We start from the raw sequence: 19,284 nt of genomic DNA on the forward strand, positions 1-19,284 counted from the left end.
ACAAAATCAAAATGTAATGTCAAATTGTTTTTTGTTTGTTTTTTTCAAGTCGTTTTGGCGACAAGAAATAATATACCACAATTTCAAATAACTATGCAACTATTATTTTATATTCTTTTAATTTCTTCAATAAATAATGATGGCTCTTTTGTTAATTGAAGAATCTCTCCACTTGAAATGAGCTTCACCATAGGTCTTGTTGATGTTTCTTTTTCAAAAAAAAACGATCTCTGCATCCTCTCCATTGTTTAACCGAACCAGACTACCAACTGATATAGTAACCAAACTTTGGATTAATGTTTGCACAACCTTAATATCAAATTTACCAAATTGCTCTTTCGAAATTTCTTCTAATACTTGGAATGGAGATCTCTTCGAGCGATAGAAACGTTCTGATGTCATTGCATGATACACATCGGCAACAGCAATTACTTTACTAAACATGTGTAGCTTTTTAGCACCCGCTCCTAGGGGGTATCCACTTTCATCAGGCCTCTCATGGTGTTGCAACACCGCTAACAGGACTAAATCAGAAATGCCCGTTACACCTTTTAACATTTTATAGCTATGAATAGGATGTTTTTTTATTTCCTCAAACTCAATTGAAGTGAGGGGCCCTGGTTTTTTTAATATGGTTGGTGATATTTTGGCCATTCCGGTATCAGCCAGTACTCCACTAAAACCAATTTGTAAATATTCTCCCTTTGAGTATCGCAACTTATACCCAAGGTAAACAGAGAGGATCCCAACATACACGCTATGATGAAAAAAATAATCTTCTTTGTTGCTAAAATGATGAAGCTTAAGTAGATTTTCTGGCTCATCAATGATTCTTTCAAAAAGAGGAATAAAAATCTCTCTTATTTTAACCATCTGTACTTTTTCACCAGCCTGCCAGTTTAAAAAGAGCTGTTTGTATTGCTTTATCGCCTCTAAATATTGATGAGTAAACAACACATTCGTAATTTCTTCAGGTAAAGTTTCAATTACCTCCGATTCTTCCTCTTCTACGGTTACTGGTTTAAAAGGCTCACCATTGGTAAGTAATGACTCTACCTCTACCGACTCTATTAGAAACATTTTAAGTAGCTCAATATGATCTTCTGTTAGCACTGTATTTTTTTTAACTATTGGTAAGTCCGTTAATCCCATTACATCCTTCAGTAGAATACAATCTTTCTTCAATTGATTTAGTTTCACCTTCATGTCAGCACCCTCTTTTCGCTGCGTATCTAGTAATATTATACGTGACACAAAGAACTAGTAAAAGGAAATTTTCACCATTGATTACGTAAGGACAAATCCAGTTTAAAAAAAAGACTGCTAAGGTTTCCCCCTAACAGCCTCACTTTTTATTATTCTTCCTCTGTATCTTTTGTTTCAGTGGCGCTTTCTTGTTCTTCTTCTACACTTCTGTCATCTAACTCAGATGCTTCAATATCTTCCTCTACGTCCTCATCGTCAATGTCAACTCTAGCTACTGTAGCTACTTCTTCGCCTTCATTCACTCTGATTAACGTGACCCCTTGCGTATTACGACCTGTTGTTGAGATTCCATCAACATTCATTCGGATAATGACACCACTAGCCGTAATAATCATAATATCATGTTCAGATGAAACAACTTTCAAAGATACAAGCGTTCCGTTTCTCTCGGTAATATTACAAGTTTTAATTCCTTTACCACCACGGTTTTGAATGCGGTACTCCTCAATCGGTGTTCTTTTTCCGTAACCCTTCTCTGTTACGATCAAGACTTCATGACCCTCTTCAATAATGTCCATTCCAACAACATGATCATCTTCAGATAAGGAAATTCCTTTTACCCCAGCTGCGGTTCTCCCCATTAAACGAACATCATTTTCAGGGAATCTAATGGACATCCCTTGTTTCGTACCGATGATTAATTCCTGCCTGCCATCCGTTAAGCGGACACCATGAAGCTCATCCTCTTCTCTAAGGTTAATAGCGAACAATCCACCTTTTCTAATGTTAGCAAAAGAAGACAATTCAGTTCGTTTGGCAACCCCATATTTTGTTAAGAAGAATAAGTAAGCATCCTCTGTAAATTCCTCAATAGGAATGACCGTACTAATGTACTCACCTTGCTCTATTTGTAAAAGATTAATAATAGGAATTCCCTTAGCAGTTCGTCCTAGCTCTGGGATTTCATACCCTTTTAAACGATACACTTTACCTTTGTTGGTAAAGAAAAGAATTGTATGGTGAGAACTCGTTGTAAACAAATGCTGAACAAAATCATTATCATTTGTTCCCATTGCTTGAATTCCTTTTCCACCACGCCTTTGATTACGATAGGTGGAAATCGGAAGTCGTTTAATATAACCATTGTGAGAAATCGTAATAGCGATATTTGAACGTGGAATGAGGTCTTCATCTTCAAGACTATCCTCACTCATTGAAATAACAGTACGACGCTCATCATTAAACTTATCCTTTACTTCCGTAAGCTCTTCACGAATGATTTCTAGTACCTTCTCTTCGTCGGCTAGAATTGCTTTTAATTCAGCAATACGAGCAACTAAGTCTTGATACTCACCTTCAATTTTATCGCGTTCTAACCCCGTTAGACGCTGAAGACGCATATCTAAAATCGCTTGGGCTTGCTCATAGCTAAGTTCAAAGCGTTCCATTAACCCATTTCTAGCTATTTCCGTTGTTTGCGATGCACGAATTAAGCTAATGACTTCATCAAGATGATCAAGTGCAACACGTAACCCTTCTAGAATATGAGCACGCGCTTCTGCTTTACGAAGTTCAAAAGCCGTACGACGACGAATCACTTCAATTTGATGATCTAAATAATGTTCAAGACATTGCTTTAAGTTTAGGACTTTTGGTTGTCCACCTACTAAAGCTAAAAGGTTAATACCAAAGCTTGATTGAAGTGCTGTTTGTTTATATAGATTATTTAATAAAACATTAGCATTTACATCACGTCTTAATTCTATGACAATCCGCATTCCTGTACGGTCTGATTCATCACGTAAATCCGTTATGCCCTCAATTTTCTTGTCACGAACTAGTTCAGCTATCTTTTCTATTAAGCGAGCTTTATTCACTTGATATGGAATCTCAGTAAATATAATTCGCGGTTTGCCATTATGCTCTTCAATACTAGATTTTGCACGCAGGGTAATAGATCCTCTACCTGTTTGATAAGCTTTACGAATACCTGAGCGGCCTAAAATCTCAGCCCCGGTTGGAAAATCTGGACCAGGAATATATTCCATTAACTCAGGGATACTGATCTCACGGTCCTTCGACAGGGCCAATACGCCGTCAATAACTTCCCCTAACTGGTGGGGTGGAATATTCGTCGCCATCCCTACAGCTATACCAGATGCACCATTGACTAACAGATTAGGAAATCTCGCAGGAAGAACAATTGGTTCGCGTTCACTACCGTCATAGTTATCTTGGTAATCTATCGTATCTTTATTAATATCACGGACAAGTTCCATCGAGATCTTGGACATCTTTGCCTCTGTGTAACGCATCGCAGCTGCCGAATCCCCATCAACAGATCCAAAGTTTCCGTGCCCATCAACTAACATATAACGGAAGCTGAAGTCTTGAGCCATACGAACCATCGTTTCATAAACCGCAGAGTCACCATGTGGATGGTACTTACCAATTACTTCACCAACAATACGCGCAGACTTTTTATAAGCTTTATCAGAAGTAATCCCTAATTCATTCATTGCAAATAAAATACGACGATGTACTGGTTTCAACCCGTCACGAACATCAGGAAGGGCACGGCTGACGATAACGCTCATCGCATAATCCATAAAGGACGCTTTCATTTCCTGACTTATATTTCTTTCTAACACTCTAGATTGATCTTGCTCAGCCATTACTTAAACCTCCATCTTCAAGCCTATATATCAAGATTTTGCACATACTGCGCGTTTTCTTGAATAAAATCACGGCGCGGTTCTACACGGTCACCCATTAAAATTTCAAATATTTCATCAGCTTTCATTGCATCTTCTAATGTTACTTGAAGCACTGTACGATGCTCTGGATCCATCGTCGTTTCCCAAAGTTGCGTCGGGTTCATCTCACCTAACCCCTTATAACGCTGAATACCTAATTTATCTTTGTTTGGAATTTCTTTTAGCGCTTCTTCTAATTCCTTATCTGTATAAACATAACTCACTTCTTTACCTTGCTTAATCTGATAAAGAGGTGGTTGCGCAATATAAACATAGCCATTTTCAATTAATGGTCGCATATAGCGATAGAAGAACGTCAATATTAACGTACGAATATGAGCACCATCAACGTCAGCATCGGTCATAATAATGATTTTGTGATAACGAGCCTTTTCAATATCGAAATCATCGCCAATGCCTGTCCCAAAAGCAGTGATCATTGCTCGGATCTCGTTATTAGCAAGGATCTTATCTAATCTCGCTTTTTCCACATTAATAATTTTTCCTCTTAGAGGTAAAATAGCTTGAAAGTGACGATCACGACCTTGCTTTGCTGATCCACCAGCAGAGTCACCCTCAACGATGTAAATTTCACTAATTGAGGCATCTTTGGATGAACAGTCAGCGAGCTTCCCTGGAAGAGAGCTAACCTCTAGAGCGCTTTTTCTCCTTGTTAATTCACGAGCTTTCTTAGCAGCTTCTCTAGCCCTTGAAGCCATTAAGCCCTTCTCAACAATTTTCCTACCTACTTGTGGATTTTCAATCAGAAAACGGGAAAAATGTTCACTGAATAGGGAATCTGTAATCGTTCTTGCTTCACTGTTCCCTAACTTTGTTTTCGTCTGTCCTTCAAATTGTGGGTCAGGGATTTTAACAGAGATGATCGCTGTCAAGCCTTCACGGACATCATCACCTGTTAAATTAGGATCCGTTTCTTTAAAGAGATTATTTTTTCTGGCATAGTCATTAATCACACGCGTTAAACCTGTTTTAAATCCAGATTCATGAGTTCCGCCTTCATGTGTATTAATGTTATTAGCAAACGAATAAATATTGCTTGTGTAGCTATCATTGTATTGAACTGCTACCTCCACATTTAGGCCATCCTTTTCACTTTCGATATGGATTGGCTCTTCATGCAATACCTCTTTTGAACGATTTAAATGTTCAACAAAGGAAGCAATTCCACCTTCATAGTGGTATTCTGCTTCTTTCCCGTCCTCACGTTTGTCCTCAATAATAATCGTTAAACCTTTATTTAAAAATGCTAATTCACGTAAACGTGTAGCGAGTGTATCAAAGTCATAAGTGGTTGTTTCTTGGAAAATTTCAGCATCTGGTTTGAAGTGAATGACGGTTCCTCTTTTTTCTGTTTCTCCGATCACTTCTAAATCAGCAGCTGGAACACCTTTTTCATATTTTTGATAATGAATTTTCCCTTCACGGTGGACATTAACTTCTAGGATCGTTGAAAGAGCATTTACAACAGAGGCACCTACACCGTGCAATCCACCGGATACTTTGTACCCGCCACCGCCAAATTTTCCTCCAGCATGTAGAACCGTCATAATCACTTCAACAGCTGGACGTCCCATCTTTTCGTGAATACCAACAGGGATCCCACGACCGTTATCCTCTACAGTAATGCTATTATCTTCTTCAATGGTTATTTTAATCGTATCGCAGTAACCAGCCATTGCTTCATCGATACTATTATCGACAATTTCCCATACAAGATGGTGTAATCCACGTGCACTAGTCGAACCAATATACATCCCTGGGCGTTTACGAACAGCTTCTAAGCCCTCTAAAACTTGTATTTGACTCTCATCATAAGACTGTTGTGTTGAATGTTGTTCATTCGTCACTTTGTTCACCTTCATTCTTCATTATCGATCTAAAGAGGATCTACATTCGTTGCTTATCCTCACAAGCAATGACTTATACCAATAGTAAAGCCATTCTTTATTTTTATATGAACACTCTATTTTAACATTCGAATCAATGAAAATCTATGACGTCTCGTTCTCTTCATCATGTTCATGGTGAAGATCCATTATTGCCTTCCCTTGCGCTCTACGATTTAGAGTTAATGACGATACAGGGGAATAATATACTTCTTCATTTGTTAGAACGATCGACTTAATATAGTCACTTGAAATGACAATTTTCTTTTTTCTTTTTTCTTCTTCTTTTAGATACGTACTAGTAACCTGTGATTGTTCTTTTACATCACAATTTAAAATAGCAATAATATCTTTAGATCTAATTATGACATCTCCGCCTAAGTGGATAAACAATTGTGTCACCGCCTCATTTACGTAGTGATCGTTCCTTCTGATACATGGAAAATGGCTGCTTGATTCAATGTTTGTTCATCAATCCCGCTTACATTTGTTGTCGTAACAAACGTTTGGACACGACCTTGAATCGTTTTAAGAAGATGCGACTGTCTATAATCATCTAATTCAGATAACACATCATCCAAAAGAAGAATAGGATATTCACCAATCTCTGAATAAATCAATTCGATTTCGGCTAATTTAAGGGCAAGCGCTGTTGTTCGTTGTTGACCTTGTGAACCATAAGTTTGGACATCTCGCTCATTAATAGAAAACGCAAGGTCATCACGATGAGGACCAAACAACGTAATCCCCCGTTGAATTTCCCGTTCGCGCAGCTCCTTATATGTTTGATAGTATCCTTCCTTTATTTTCGACAAATTCCTGTCTTCTGATACGTCAGCTGATGAGACATAACGAATCTCTAACTTCTCTTTTCCTCTACTTACATCATGATGGATTTGCTCGGCCCATGTTTGCAGACGCTTAATAAATCCATACCTTCTTATCGTCACTTCTGCAGCTAACACAACCATTTGATCGGTTAAGATGTCTAACATTTCTTTTGAACCTTTACCAAATTGCAAGGTTTTCAATAAATGGTTGCGCTGCTTGAGTACTTTTTGATACATCCCTAAGTGGTGTAAATAAACACGGCTAATTTGACCTAATTCCATATCAAGAAACCTTCTACGTACTTGTGGGCTCCCTTTGACTAGGTTTAAATCTTCAGGTGCAAACATGACGACATTTGCTGCACCAACATATTCACTTAATTTTTTTTGTTCAAGACCATTGATTTTTCCTTTTTTACCCTTGATAGAAAGGATTAGTTCAATATCCAATGAGCTTGATTTCTTAGCAATCTCTCCTTGAATTCTTGCAAATTCCTCGCCCCACCCGATTAGCTCTTTATCTTTAGACGTTCGATGAGATTTAGCAAGTGCTAATACAAAGATGGATTCAAGTATATTTGTTTTGCCTTGTGCATTTTCACCTAGAAAGACATTCACTTGTTTATGAAACGATAGTTCTATCTTTTTGTAATTGCGGAATTGTCTGAGAGTAAGCTGCTTTAAGTACAAAAGCGATTCCCCCTATTGAGCGACAATTTGAAATTTCGTTCCATCTTCAAGTGTGACCGTATCACCTGGTACTAGTTTCTTCCCACGGCGATTTTCTTCCTCATCGTTCACAAAGACAACATACTCAGAAAGATACCATTTAGCCATACCACCTGTATCAATGATTCCCGCTTCCTTCAGCATCTGCCCTAATGTTATGTAAGCTGTTGAAATGACGATTGAATCCATATTTATCACTCTTTCTGTAATTAAGATCGTTCTTAGCTAGTCGTGTAGCAAATTGAAGACAGCAAATCATACATGAGTTGCTGTCTTTTTCTCGTTCATTTGATTGGTCTTCTTTTATTGTACTAAACGTGCGGGATTTTTGCCAATCCCTCTTCAAGATTAATATGTGCGGACTGGTGAAAAGAGGTGTAAATAGTGGTCGTGTTCAATAGGACGAATAACAAATGGGCTCATAGCACCAGTGAATGTAATATTTACTTCTTCACTATCGATTACTTTTAGGGCATCAATAATATTTTTCCCATTAAACGAGATTCGCATTTCTTCGCCTTGCATTTGGGTTTCAATATTCTCTGTTACTTTTCCTACCTCAGGAGAAATCGATGTAATTTCAACATTCCCACCGTCTAACGTTTTTAGATTAATCACGTTATTCTTTCCTTCTCTAGAAAGTAAGAGCGCCCGTTCTAAAGTTTGCAAAAACGGTTTTGTTTTTAATTTTAGTGATGTTTTTGATTGTGTTGGAATCATGCTTTTTGTAACTGGATATTTCCCTTCAAGCAGCCTTGAGAAAAACAATAGGTTTTTTAATTTGAATAAAATTTGATTTTCTGTAACAACGACATCAATTAATTCATTTGTGTCATCAATAATTTTACTTAACTCATTTAAGCTTTTGCCAGGAATAACAACATTTGAAAATGATAATGTTTCATCATTCTTTTCAATGGTCGCTTTTCTCATTGCCAATCGGTGACTATCTGTTGCAGTACAGATCAACTCACCTTCTTCCGTCTCTAAGTTTACACCTGTCAACACCGGGCGTGTTTCCTGAGTGGACACAGCGAAAACGGTTTGTCGAATCATGTTCTTAAGCATATCTTGCGGTAGACGGAACAATAGATCTTCTTCAAGCTGCGGCAACCTCGGATATTCCTCTGGGTCAAGTCCATTTAAGTTGAATACAGATGAACCTGAACGAATCGTTGTTGCAAATTGATCTTGAACAATTAATTCTACACTTTCACCAGGTAGCTTTTTGACAATTTCAGCGAAGAAACGAGCTTGTAAGACAATGCTTCCTTTTTCTTCAATTTGGACAATTTCAGATCCTTCTTCTTCTTTAGGAATAAACACCTCTATCGAGACATCTGAATCACTACCAGTAAGGGTTAAACCTTCATGACCAGCTACAATTTTTATTCCAGTTAATATAGGGATGGTTGTTCGTGAAGAAACAGCTTTTGCTACATTTTGAACATCATGAACAAAGCGATCACGATTAATAGAAAAACGCATATCAAAACTCCTTAATTAATATATTTATGTTTTTAAAAGAATAATAATAATAGTAATAGGGCCTGTGAATTTGTGGATAACTCAAAATTGAAGTAAAATACCAGCCTGTCCACATGTTAATAACGTGTTAATAGGCTGGTTCTCTTTATTCACAGTGTTCACAGAGTCTATGATTTCTAATCCTTTTTAGTTTCTCAATAAATCCATTAACTCTTGAATTTTCTCTTGCAATTCTTGATCGCTAGCAAGCAATGTAGAAATCTTTTCGTGTGCGTGGATGACGGTTGTATGATCCCGTCCTCCGAATTCACTACCGATTTTAGGCAACGAAGCATCTGTTAATTCCCTCGATAGATACATGGCAATTTGCCGTGGGAAAGCGACAGATTTCGTTCGTTTTTTGGCTTTGAAATCTTCTAATTTCACATGGTAATGCTCCCCAACAAGCTTTTGGATATCTGTAATGGTTAATACTTTTGGTTTGGAGTTTGGAATAATATCCTTTAGTGCTTCTGCTGCTAAATCTGCATTCATATCTTGATTAATAAGTGAAGAATAAGCAACGACGCGGATTAAAGCCCCTTCAAGCTCTCTAATATTTGTATCTATTTGATTGGCGATATAAAGCATAACTTCATTAGGAATATCCAGGTTTTCAGCTTTAGCCTTTTTCCGTAAGATAGCAATTCTCGTTTCAAGATCTGGAGGTGTAATATCCGTAATCAAGCCCCATTCAAACCGCGATCGCAATCTGTCCTCTAAAGTCGGAATTTCCTTTGGGGGTCGATCGCTTGAAATGACGATTTGTTTCGATTCTTCATGCAAAGCATTAAATGTATGGAAAAATTCCTCTTGTGTTTGTTCTTTTCCAGCTAGGAATTGAATATCATCAATAAGAAGGACATCTACATTACGATATTTATTTCGGAAATTGACAGCCTTGTTATCACGAATCGAGTTAATGAATTCATTTGTGAATTTTTCAGATGACAAATAAACCACTTTTGCATTCGGGTTATGATCCATGACGTAATGCCCAATTGCATGCATTAAGTGGGTTTTTCCAAGTCCTACACCACCATAGATAAAAAGTGGATTGTATGCTTTTGCTGGAGCTTCTGCCACGGCGAGTGAAGCTGCGTGCGCAAAACGGTTTCCAGACCCAATCACGAATGTATCAAACATATATTTATCGTTTAACATCGTTTTTGATGTATTAGCATTATTGGCTTCTTGCTTAGTTTGCTTTTTTGGCATCGGTTCTGGGATAAAATCATCTTCCATTTCATGTTGAGGAATGACAAATTTAGGTTTAAGACGTGTGCCTGTTATTTGTTCAATCGTATCAGAGGTTAACTCTGCATAGTGATCTTCGAGCCAGTCACGTGCAAACTCGTTTGGCGCTGTGATGATGATCATTTCATTTTGAATGTCGTTAGCTTTCGTAGCTTTCAGCCATGTTTCAAAACTAGGTTTACTCACTTTTTTCTCAATTTCAGCAAGCGCCTGTTCCCATAGGTCATGGATGTTCTCCAAAAGTTCCCCCTCCTTCTTTTCTGAATAACGAACGAACGACCACCAACTTGTCGAACTTTTGTACAAGTTGGTGGATGCGGTCGAATAAATATACATTCACACGTAAATGTGTAAAAATTATAATATAGTAGAAAAGCGTCAAATTACTAGTTCTAAACAGTTTGTGGACAAGTGAACTAACAAGAAAGAATAAATGTCCACAATGTTACCCACAGGCTGTGGACAATAAAAAGCGTAATTTACTTGTCCACGAGTGAAAACAATTCAATCATAGCAAAAAAATACTTTAACCGCAATGGTTTGTTGTATTTATCCACATAACACAGCATCTTGTGTTTGTTTTTTATCCACAGCACAAGATATGTGTGTAACTTGTCGATAAATTCATGGAGAAGTCGAAAAATGTCAGAAGGTGTTTATCCACAGGGGTGTATGGGAGGTTATTGTACAAGTGTGATCAAGAAACTAGGGTTTATTAATAAGGTATGATGGAAAGATGGTTATTATGTGTTCTTGTTCAAATTTTTATTAATGATGAACTGTGGTGTAGGGATAAGTAGTTGAAAGAGAGCAAGATACATGGCTGAATGAGTGTGTGGCAAAAACGAGTGTGTTTTTGTCGAATAGAGAATAAAGAAGAATGATGATGGAAATTGTGAAAGAAGTTAAGACCGTCCTTTTTGTTGAGGGAGTAAACATGGATTGCGGTGGCTCCGCGCGTTGCACGCCTAAAGGAGAAGAGCACTCCTTTAGGCTAAAAACAAAGCAACGGCTCCGCACACCGCTAAGAGCAAGAACAAAAAGGGAAGACCGTCCTTTTTGTTCTTGCTCTTGACAAAGCACCTGGTCCTTCCTTATAATTTACAAGAATGTCTTTAAGATATAGTTAATCCTCAGGGAGGTGTAATAAATGGGAAAACCAACATTCCAACCGAATAACCGTAAGCGTAAAAAGGTACACGGTTTCCGTGCACGTATGAGCACAAAAAATGGCCGTAAAGTATTAGCTCGTCGTCGTCGTAAGGGAAGAAAAGTCTTATCTGCATAGGCCACTGAATGTCAGTGGTCTTTTTCTTCTGTTATAGATCCGTATTTAGTAGATAGGAATGAAAGAGTTCTTATTTGTTAAGGAGTGTATTTCTTGAGAAAAGAGCAACGGGTTAAAACGAATGAAGAATTCTCAAAAGTATTTAAAAATGGACAATCCGTTGCAAATCGGCAATTTGTTCTATATAAACTGCCTAAAGAAGGACAAAGTTCATTTAGACTTGGATTATCTGTTAGTAAGAAAGTTGGCAATGCTGTCACACGTAATCAAGTAAAGCGCTATATTCGAGAAGTGTTTCGTTTAAAAGAAGAACTGATTGAAAGTAATGCAGACTACGTTGTCATTGCTAGGAAGCCAGCTGCCTCCATGAGTTTTGCCGAAGTTGAACAAAGCCTGCTGCATGTATTAAGGAAGGCAAGAGTACTTAAGAAAGTGAAGCAAACATAGAGCAATCTTTTAAAGTGAGTTTATTCTGTTAGAGTAGGCTTTTCATATATATGTTGAAAGAGGGACAAGGAGGAGAACTCGTGCTGAAAAAATTTGGCTTGGTTGCCATGATGATTGGACTTCTTGTTTTAATGACAGGGTGTTTCAATATTGAAGAACCAATTACAAAAGATAGTACTGGTTTTTGGGATTCATATTTGGTTTATCCTTTATCATGGTTAATCATTTATTTTGCAGATATTTTTAATGGAAGTTATGGTCTTTCCATTATTGTTGTCACGATTTTGTTACGTATTTTAATTTTGCCTTTAATGATTAAACAAACAAAAAGTGCAAAAGCGATGCAAGCTATTCAACCAGAAATGCAAAAGCTTCGTGAAAAATATAGTGCAAAAGATCAAAAGACTCAACAAAAATTACAACAAGAAATGATGGCGATGTTCCAAGAACATGGTGTCAATCCATTAGCAGGTTGTTTGCCATTGTTTATCCAAATGCCGATTTTACTTGCTTTTTACCATGCGATTATGCGCACGGGTGAAATTGGGAACCAACCATTTTTATGGTTTGAGTTAGGAACACCAGATCCAATTTTTATTCTTCCAATTGTTGCAGGGATTACAACTTTCATCCAACAAAAAATGATGATGGTCCAAGATAACCCGCAAATGAGAATTCTTTTATATGTCATGCCGATTATGATTTTCGTATTTGCGATTTTCTTCCCAACAGCATTAACGCTTTATTGGGTAGTCGGAAACATCTTTATGATCGCTCAAACTTATTTTATCACTGGGCCAAACGTCGGGAAAAAAGCAGAAGACAATGCAACTGCGAAACAACCGAATAAGGCAAAAAAGGGAGGTAAAAAGAAGTGACGCATATAACCGTATTAGGGAAGACAATTGACGAGGCCATTGCTAATGCAATGAATGAGTTGCAGACAACAAGAGAGAAACTTTCATACCGCATTTTAGAGGAGCCTCAAAAAGGTTTTTTAGGTATTATAGGTTCGAAGCCTGCAAAAATTGAAGCCCATGTTCTACCTGATCCGGTTGAAGTAGCGCAAAGCTTCTTAGAGGAAACTGTTCGATTAATGGGGCAAGAAACGACCATTAATAAAACAGAGTCCAAAGACCGTATTTTGTTTGAGTTATCGAATTCTGAAGATGCAGGTCGATTAATAGGGAAACGAGGCCAGACGTTAGAAGCTCTCGAGTATTTAACGAACCTTGTTTGTAATCGACATGATCAATCATACAGACGCTTGGAACTTGATATTGGAAACTATCGTGAACGACGGAAGCAAACCCTTGAGCAACTGGCGATTCGAGTAGCAAAAAAAGCAAAAGATACGCAGAAATCATGTCCATTAGAGGCAATGAATGCCCTTGAGCGTAAAATCGTTCATGAAAGACTTAAATCCGTTTCAGGTGTTGTAACAGAATCAGAAGGAAAAGGGGCCAATCGACATATTGTCATTAAGCCTCAATAGAAAAAATCCTCTATCCTTAATGAGAAGGTACTAAAAAAGTCCTTTTAGAAGATTCGAGGAAGCAGCAATGGCTCCACACGATGCGTGCCTGCTACGAGAAACATGAGCCTCCTAAAGTCGGCTGCCGGTGCAAAGCAAGTTTGCACCTATGAAACCCACTCTTAGCAGGATTAAGTGAAATCAACGGTTCCGCTCATTGCTTAAAGGCCACTGAAAAAGGTGAAAATCGTACCTTTTTCAGTGGCCTTCCTTAATGATAGAGGATTTTTCTTTAGAGAGTATAATAGTAGAATGATCGCTTTTAATTGATTGGTTTTCTCCTTTATAATAAAATTTTTAAATTAATGAAAGAACCAGCTCATAAATGCTATATGAAATCGAATCTAAGTCGATACTAGAAACTAAGGAAAGATCGTGACAAAAGAGGTGAGAGGTAATGGAATTTGATACAATAGCGGCGATATCAACGGCTCTAGGGGAAGGGGCTATTGGAATTGTTAGATTGAGTGGTGACGATGCCATACAAATTGCTGATAAGTTGTATAGTGGGAAAGATTCGCTTGCTGCTATTCCAAGTCATACAATCGTATATGGGCATATTGTTGATTCATCATCAAACGAACGGGTAGAGGAAGCGATGGTTTCTGTAATGCGAGCACCGAGAACGTTCACTCGTGAGGATGTTGTCGAAATCAATTGCCATGGGGGGGTGCTTTCTGTTAATCGAGTTCTTCAATTGGCATTAAGGCATGGAGCAAGGCTAGCCGAACCAGGGGAATTCACGAAGCGAGCGTTTTTAAATGGGAGAATTGATTTGTCACAAGCTGAAGGGGTAATGGATTTGATTCGGGCGAAAACAGATCGTGCGATGAATGTTGCCCTAAAACAGGTAGACGGACGGTTATCGAAAAAAATTGGCACCTTGCGCCAAGCTTTGTTAGAGACGGTGGCTCATGTTGAAGTCAATATTGATTATCCTGAATATGATGCTGAGACGATGACGCATGAGATGCTTCAAGAAAAAGCTACATTTGTTATAAATGAAATTGATAAGCTACTTACAACAGCTAAACAAGGAAAAATTTTACGTGAGGGTTTATCAACCGTCATTATTGGTCGTCCCAATGTAGGGAAATCCTCCTTGTTAAATAGCCTTGTTCATGAAAATAAAGCGATTGTAACAGATGTGGCAGGAACAACGAGGGACATTATTGAAGAGTATGTTAATGTAAAAGGGGTTCCACTAAGGCTTGTGGATACAGCGGGAATTCGCGAAACAGAAGATATTGTTGAACGAATCGGTGTCGAACGTTCAAGAGAAGTGTTGAAGAAGGCAGATCTTATCCTTTTAGTGTTAAACTATGGAGAGGAATTGTCTCAAGAAGATGAAGCACTGTTTGAAGCTGTAGAAAAAATGAACGTTATTGTCATTGTAAATAAAACAGATGTCGAGCAAAAGATCGATCTAAACAAGGTCAAGAAGCTAGCGGCAGATCGTCCGTTAGTTACGACGTCCCTTCTTCGTGATGAAGGGGTCGATCAGCTCGAACAAGCTATTGCTGATTTATTTTTTGAAGGTGAAATTGAAGGCGATGACGTTACGTATGTATCTAATACAAGGCATATAACGTTACTCGAACAGGCTAAATCAACAATTGAAGATGCAGTCGGTGCAATTGAAATGGGTGTTCCGATTGATCTTGTTCAAATAGATGTTACAAGAACATGGGAGTTGCTTGGTGAAATCATTGGAGACAGTGTCCAAGAAAGTTTGATTGATCAGCTTTTCGCTCAGTTCTGTTTAGGGAAATAAAACACAGGATTAGGGTGAATTCATCCTAATCATGGACAAATTACATTAAAGGCTAGATGCTCATATAAAAAAGCATCTTCTGTAAGGAGGTTAGTTTTCATGAATTATCAAGGTGGACAATTTGACGTCATTGTTGTTGGTGCAGGGCATGCAGGGGTTGAAGCTGGTCTTGCAGCAGCGAGAATGGGAGCAAAAACGCTGATGTTAACGCTGAACCTAGATGCAGTTGCGTACATGCCGTGTAACCCGTCTGTTGGCGGTCCGGCTAAGGGGATTGTTGTACGAGAGATTGATGCACTAGGTGGTGAGATGGGTCGAAACATTGATAAGACTCATATTCAAATGCGTATGCTTAACACAGGAAAAGGGCCTGCGGTACGAGCTTTACGAGCGCAAGCAGATAAATATCTGTATCAGCATGAAATGAAGAAGACCATTGAGGAAAACGAAAATTTATTATTGCGTCAAGGGATGGTAGAGCGACTTATTATAGAAGATGGTGTCTGCAAAGGGGTTATTACGAATACAGGTGCAGAGTACGGGGCAAAGGCCGTTGTTATTACGACAGGGACCTACTTAAGAGGGAAAATCATCATTGGTGATTTAAGCTATGACAGTGGTCCTAATAACATGCAGCCATCCGTGCAGCTATCTTATCATTTGAAAGAACTTGGATTTGATATGGTTCGCTTTAAAACAGGGACCCCTCCTCGTGTTAATGGAAGTACAATTGATTATGACCAGACGGAGATTCAACCAGGTGATGATAAACCGCGTGCCTTCTCATATGAAACGACAAAATACATTACGGATCAGCTGCCTTGCTGGTTAACCTATACGAGTGAAGATACACACCAAATCATTAACAATAATTTAAGTAGATCGCCTATGTATTCAGGGATGATTGAAGGGACAGGACCTCGTTATTGTCCGTCGATTGAGGATAAAATTGTCCGTTTTAATGATAAGCCGCGTCACCAAATCTTTCTAGAACCAGAAGGAAGAAATACATCAGAAGTGTATGTCCAAGGGTTATCAACAAGCTTACCTGAGGATGTGCAGTTAGAAATCTTAAAAACAGTACCTGGTCTTCAAAACGTCAGAATGATGCGCCCGGGTTATGCCATCGAGTATGATGCGATGGTGCCAACGCAACTGTGGCCAACTCTTGAAACGAAGAAAGTCCCTGGGCTATTTACAGCTGGACAAATTAATGGAACATCTGGTTATGAAGAAGCAGCTGGTCAAGGGATTATGGCTGGAATCAATGCGGCAAGAAAAGCACAAGGAAAAGAAGGGATCATTTTAGACCGTTCTGAAGCCTACATTGGTGTACTTATTGATGACCTTGTAACAAAAGGCACAAATGAGCCGTACCGCTTGCTTACTTCACGTGCAGAGTACCGCTTGCTGCTTCGTCATGATAACGCGGACTTACGTCTGACGGAAAAAGGTCATGAAATTGGTTTGATTTCTAAAGAGCGTTATGACCGTTTCTTAAAGAAAAAAGAACAAATTGCCGAAGAAAAGAAACGGTTAGATGGAATTATCGTCAAGCCTTCCGAGAAAGTGAAAGAAATTCTTGAGCAAGTCGGTTCTGCTCCGATGAAAGAAGCAACAAGTGCCACAATGTTGTTAAAGAGACCGGAAGTAACCTATCCTGATGTTGCGAAAGTGATTGATGCTCCTCTAGAGCCGTTATCTGAGGATGTAACAGAGCAGGTAGAAATTCAAGTGAAATATGAAGGGTACATTGGCAAACAACTTCAACAAGTAGAGCGCTCTAAGAAAATGGAAAACAAAAAAATCCCTGAGGATCTTGATTACTCTGCTATTAATGGCTTAGCTACGGAAGCTAGACAGAAATTAGCGGAAGTTCGTCCACTTTCAGTAGGGCAGGCTTCAAGGGTATCAGGTGTTAACCCTGCTGATATTTCTATTCTTCTTGTGTATCTTGAGCAAGGAAGATTAGCGAAAACCCAATAAGTAAATATGGAGAGTCGTCATGAGTAAAAAACAATTCATTACGTTACTGCGAGAAAAAGGAATAGAGCTTTCAACCAAACAACAACAACAGTTTGAGCGATACTATCAACTATTAGTTGAATGGAACGAAAAGATGAATTTAACCGCCATTACTGAGGAAGACGATGTGTATTTAAAGCATTTCTACGATTCCATTGCAGCAAGCTTTTATTATTCTTTCGAAGATGGAAAAAAAGTAATTGATGTAGGTGCAGGTGCTGGTTTTCCGAGTATTCCCCTGAAAATAATCTATCCAGGAATTCATGTTAGCATTGTTGATTCTCTTAAAAAACGGATTGGTTTTTTAGAGCATTTAGCAAGTGAACTCGGGTTAGAAAAGGTTTCATTTTACCATGATCGAGCAGAAACATTTGGTCAAAATCCGCAACACCGTGAGCAATATGACATAGCAACTGCACGTGCAGTTGCTAGACTTTCTGTACTTTCCGAGCTGTGTTTGCCTTTAGTGAAAGAAAATGGCGACTTTATTGCATTAAAGGGCGCTGGAGCATCTGAAGAATTAAAAGATGCCCAAAAGGCAATCAACGTATTAGGAGGCAAAGTAAAAGCAGACCACTCATTCTTATTACCGATTGAAGAGAGTGAGCGCCATATCATCCAAATGGCAAAAGTGAAATCCACTCCTAAAAAGTACCCAAGGAAACCAGGCACACCAAATAAATTGCCTTTATAAGCTATGTTTCACGTGGAACATAGCCCTAAGGCTTTGTTTGGGCATGAACAGGTAGCTGATATGAAAGACTAGTAAAATAGTAGAATGTCCTCCGTTTAATAGGTTTACCATTTATTGAACGGAAAATTCACTTGACGCTGTATGGCGTGCAGGATATAAATGAAATAGAGATAAAAGAAGGACTAAAGCACGTGAATGTCGAATTAAATTTTAGACGGTTACTATCAGAAGGTGGTGTCAGGCGATGAGGCAACCGTTTTCACGCCTTTTTGGCTTTAGTGACAAGCAGGCAGAGGTTGAAGTTAGTGAAAACGAAGAAGCAAGTGAAGGAAGCAGCAATGAAGAGGTTAGGGAAATACCTGTTTCAGATATAGTACCAAATCGTTTTCAGCCGCGAACAGTATTTGATGAAGAACGAATTGCTGAATTGGCTCAAACGATCCGAACACATGGAGTTATTCAACCAATTGTGGTACGGGAGAGGGAAGGTAAGTTTGAAATCATTGCAGGCGAACGTAGATGGCGAGCGGTTACGAAGCTAGGTTGGGAGAAGATCCCTGCTCTAATTAAGGAATTCAATGATTCTCAGACTGCATCTGTTGCATTAATTGAGAACCTTCAAAGAGAAGGGTTAACAGCAATTGAAGAGGCTGTAGCTTATGCGAAATTGATAGATTTGCATGGCTTAACACAAGAGAGCTTAGCTCAACGCCTCGGAAAAGGTCAGTCAACGGTTGCTAATAAATTGCGCTTGTTGAATTTACCAGAAGCTGTTCAAAATGCAATACTGGAACGTCATATTTCTGAACGGCATGCACGTGCATTGCTATCATTAAAGATCGAGGAACTGCAAGTGAAATTGCTAGAAGAAATTCTGGAAAAGCAGTTGAACGTAAAGCAGACGGAAGAACGAGTCAAGGCTCTTTTAGAAGGACAGCCAAATCAGAAAAAGAAACCTACACGCAAGTCATATTCAAAAGATATGCGTATTGCGATGAATACGATCCGTCAGTCTGTTGATATGGTCGTTAAGAGTGGGTTGCATGTAGATACAGATGAAGAAGAGCATGATGAATTTTATCAATTTACGATCCGAATTCCTAAAAAATAAATGAGATGAGAGTCTATTAATGAGTCTCTCAAAAGGGTAAAAGAATAACCTTTTGCTTAAGAGTTCAGTTTTCGGAAAGAAACTTGCAAATATAATAGAAATAGCGTACTAAATTGTATGATTTGGTACGCTTATTTTGTCGTTAGATCAGCGAATCGGATAGCAATGGCTCCACACGTTGCGCGCCTGCTACGAGAAA

16 protein-coding genes are annotated in these 19,284 nt (G+C 38.6%); 8 read left to right on the forward strand and 8 right to left on the reverse strand.

The window, feature by feature from the left end; genetic code table 11:
* Nucleotides 1–213 precede the first annotated feature (213 nt).
* The 8 genes from LQ50_RS10285 to dnaA all read right to left on the reverse strand — a co-directional run bounded on the left by LQ50_RS10285 (nt 214) and on the right by dnaA (nt 10,452).
* A complete protein-coding gene (locus LQ50_RS10285) occupies nt 214–1,206 on the reverse strand; it encodes an HD-GYP domain-containing protein (RefSeq protein WP_052144688.1) in 993 nt (330 codons plus the stop codon).
* Nucleotides 1,207–1,355: 149 nt separating this feature from the next.
* Entirely contained in the window at nt 1,356–3,881 is a 2,526-nt protein-coding gene (gene gyrA, locus LQ50_RS10290; protein ID WP_034628869.1) for a DNA gyrase subunit A, read from the reverse strand.
* Nucleotides 3,882–3,904: 23 nt separating this feature from the next.
* Nucleotides 3,905–5,845 carry a DNA topoisomerase (ATP-hydrolyzing) subunit B gene (gene gyrB, locus LQ50_RS10295; RefSeq protein WP_034628870.1) on the reverse strand — a complete coding sequence of 647 codons (1,941 nt, stop codon included), beginning with the start codon at nt 5,843–5,845 and terminating at the stop codon, nt 3,905–3,907.
* 129 nt (nt 5,846–5,974) lie between these two features.
* The gene (remB, locus tag LQ50_RS10300; protein WP_034628872.1) at nt 5,975–6,262 is read right to left on the reverse strand and encodes an extracellular matrix regulator RemB; all 288 of its coding nucleotides are present in this window, start codon (nt 6,260–6,262) and stop codon (nt 5,975–5,977) included.
* 17 nt (nt 6,263–6,279) lie between these two features.
* On the reverse strand, nt 6,280–7,389 hold the full coding sequence (gene recF, locus LQ50_RS10305) for a DNA replication/repair protein RecF (protein ID WP_034628874.1): 1,110 nt from the start codon (nt 7,387–7,389) through the stop codon (nt 6,280–6,282).
* A 12-nt stretch (nt 7,390–7,401) separates the two neighbouring features.
* Nucleotides 7,402–7,617: a S4 domain-containing protein YaaA gene (gene yaaA / locus LQ50_RS10310; protein ID WP_034628876.1), complete on the reverse strand. Its 216-nt coding sequence runs from the start codon at nt 7,615–7,617 to the stop codon at nt 7,402–7,404.
* 159 nt (nt 7,618–7,776) lie between these two features.
* Nucleotides 7,777–8,916, reverse strand: coding sequence for a DNA polymerase III subunit beta (gene dnaN, locus LQ50_RS10315; RefSeq protein WP_034628878.1), 1,140 nt, complete (start codon nt 8,914–8,916; stop codon nt 7,777–7,779).
* A 186-nt stretch (nt 8,917–9,102) separates the two neighbouring features.
* Nucleotides 9,103–10,452 carry a chromosomal replication initiator protein DnaA gene (dnaA, locus tag LQ50_RS10320; protein WP_034628879.1) on the reverse strand — a complete coding sequence of 450 codons (1,350 nt, stop codon included), beginning with the start codon at nt 10,450–10,452 and terminating at the stop codon, nt 9,103–9,105.
* Nucleotides 10,453–11,362: 910 nt separating this feature from the next.
* Between dnaA and rpmH the strand changes: the two genes are divergently transcribed.
* The 8 genes from rpmH (at nt 11,363) to noc (ending at nt 19,085) form a co-directional block, all read left to right on the forward strand.
* Nucleotides 11,363–11,500 carry a 50S ribosomal protein L34 gene (rpmH, locus tag LQ50_RS10325; RefSeq protein WP_003323480.1) on the forward strand — a complete coding sequence of 46 codons (138 nt, stop codon included), beginning with the start codon at nt 11,363–11,365 and terminating at the stop codon, nt 11,498–11,500.
* A gap of 93 nt (nt 11,501–11,593) precedes the next feature.
* Nucleotides 11,594–11,947 carry a ribonuclease P protein component gene (gene rnpA, locus LQ50_RS10330; protein WP_034628882.1) on the forward strand — a complete coding sequence of 118 codons (354 nt, stop codon included), beginning with the start codon at nt 11,594–11,596 and terminating at the stop codon, nt 11,945–11,947.
* 80 nt (nt 11,948–12,027) lie between these two features.
* Nucleotides 12,028–12,825 carry a YidC family membrane integrase SpoIIIJ gene (spoIIIJ, locus tag LQ50_RS10335; RefSeq protein ID WP_034628883.1) on the forward strand — a complete coding sequence of 266 codons (798 nt, stop codon included), beginning with the start codon at nt 12,028–12,030 and terminating at the stop codon, nt 12,823–12,825.
* On the forward strand, nt 12,822–13,442 hold the full coding sequence (gene jag, locus LQ50_RS10340) for an RNA-binding cell elongation regulator Jag/EloR (protein ID WP_034628884.1): 621 nt from the start codon (nt 12,822–12,824) through the stop codon (nt 13,440–13,442). The genes spoIIIJ and jag overlap by 4 nt, the downstream gene beginning before the upstream one ends.
* A 436-nt stretch (nt 13,443–13,878) precedes the next feature.
* A complete protein-coding gene (gene mnmE / locus LQ50_RS10345; RefSeq protein ID WP_034628886.1) occupies nt 13,879–15,255 on the forward strand; it encodes a tRNA uridine-5-carboxymethylaminomethyl(34) synthesis GTPase MnmE in 1,377 nt (458 codons plus the stop codon).
* A gap of 99 nt (nt 15,256–15,354) precedes the next feature.
* Nucleotides 15,355–17,241, forward strand: a complete 1,887-nt coding sequence (gene mnmG, locus LQ50_RS10350) for a tRNA uridine-5-carboxymethylaminomethyl(34) synthesis enzyme MnmG (protein WP_034628887.1) — start codon at nt 15,355–15,357, stop codon at nt 17,239–17,241.
* 19 nt (nt 17,242–17,260) lie between these two features.
* Nucleotides 17,261–17,974: a 16S rRNA (guanine(527)-N(7))-methyltransferase RsmG gene (gene rsmG / locus LQ50_RS10355; RefSeq protein ID WP_034628888.1), complete on the forward strand. Its 714-nt coding sequence runs from the start codon at nt 17,261–17,263 to the stop codon at nt 17,972–17,974.
* Nucleotides 17,975–18,218: 244 nt separating this feature from the next.
* A complete protein-coding gene (gene noc / locus LQ50_RS10360; RefSeq protein WP_034628890.1) occupies nt 18,219–19,085 on the forward strand; it encodes a nucleoid occlusion protein in 867 nt (288 codons plus the stop codon).
* Nucleotides 19,086–19,284: the final 199 nt, after the last annotated feature.

The organism is Halalkalibacter okhensis, from assembly GCF_000787375.1.
GTDB classification, from domain to species: Bacteria; Bacillota; Bacilli; order Bacillales; family Bacillaceae_D; genus Halalkalibacter; species Halalkalibacter okhensis.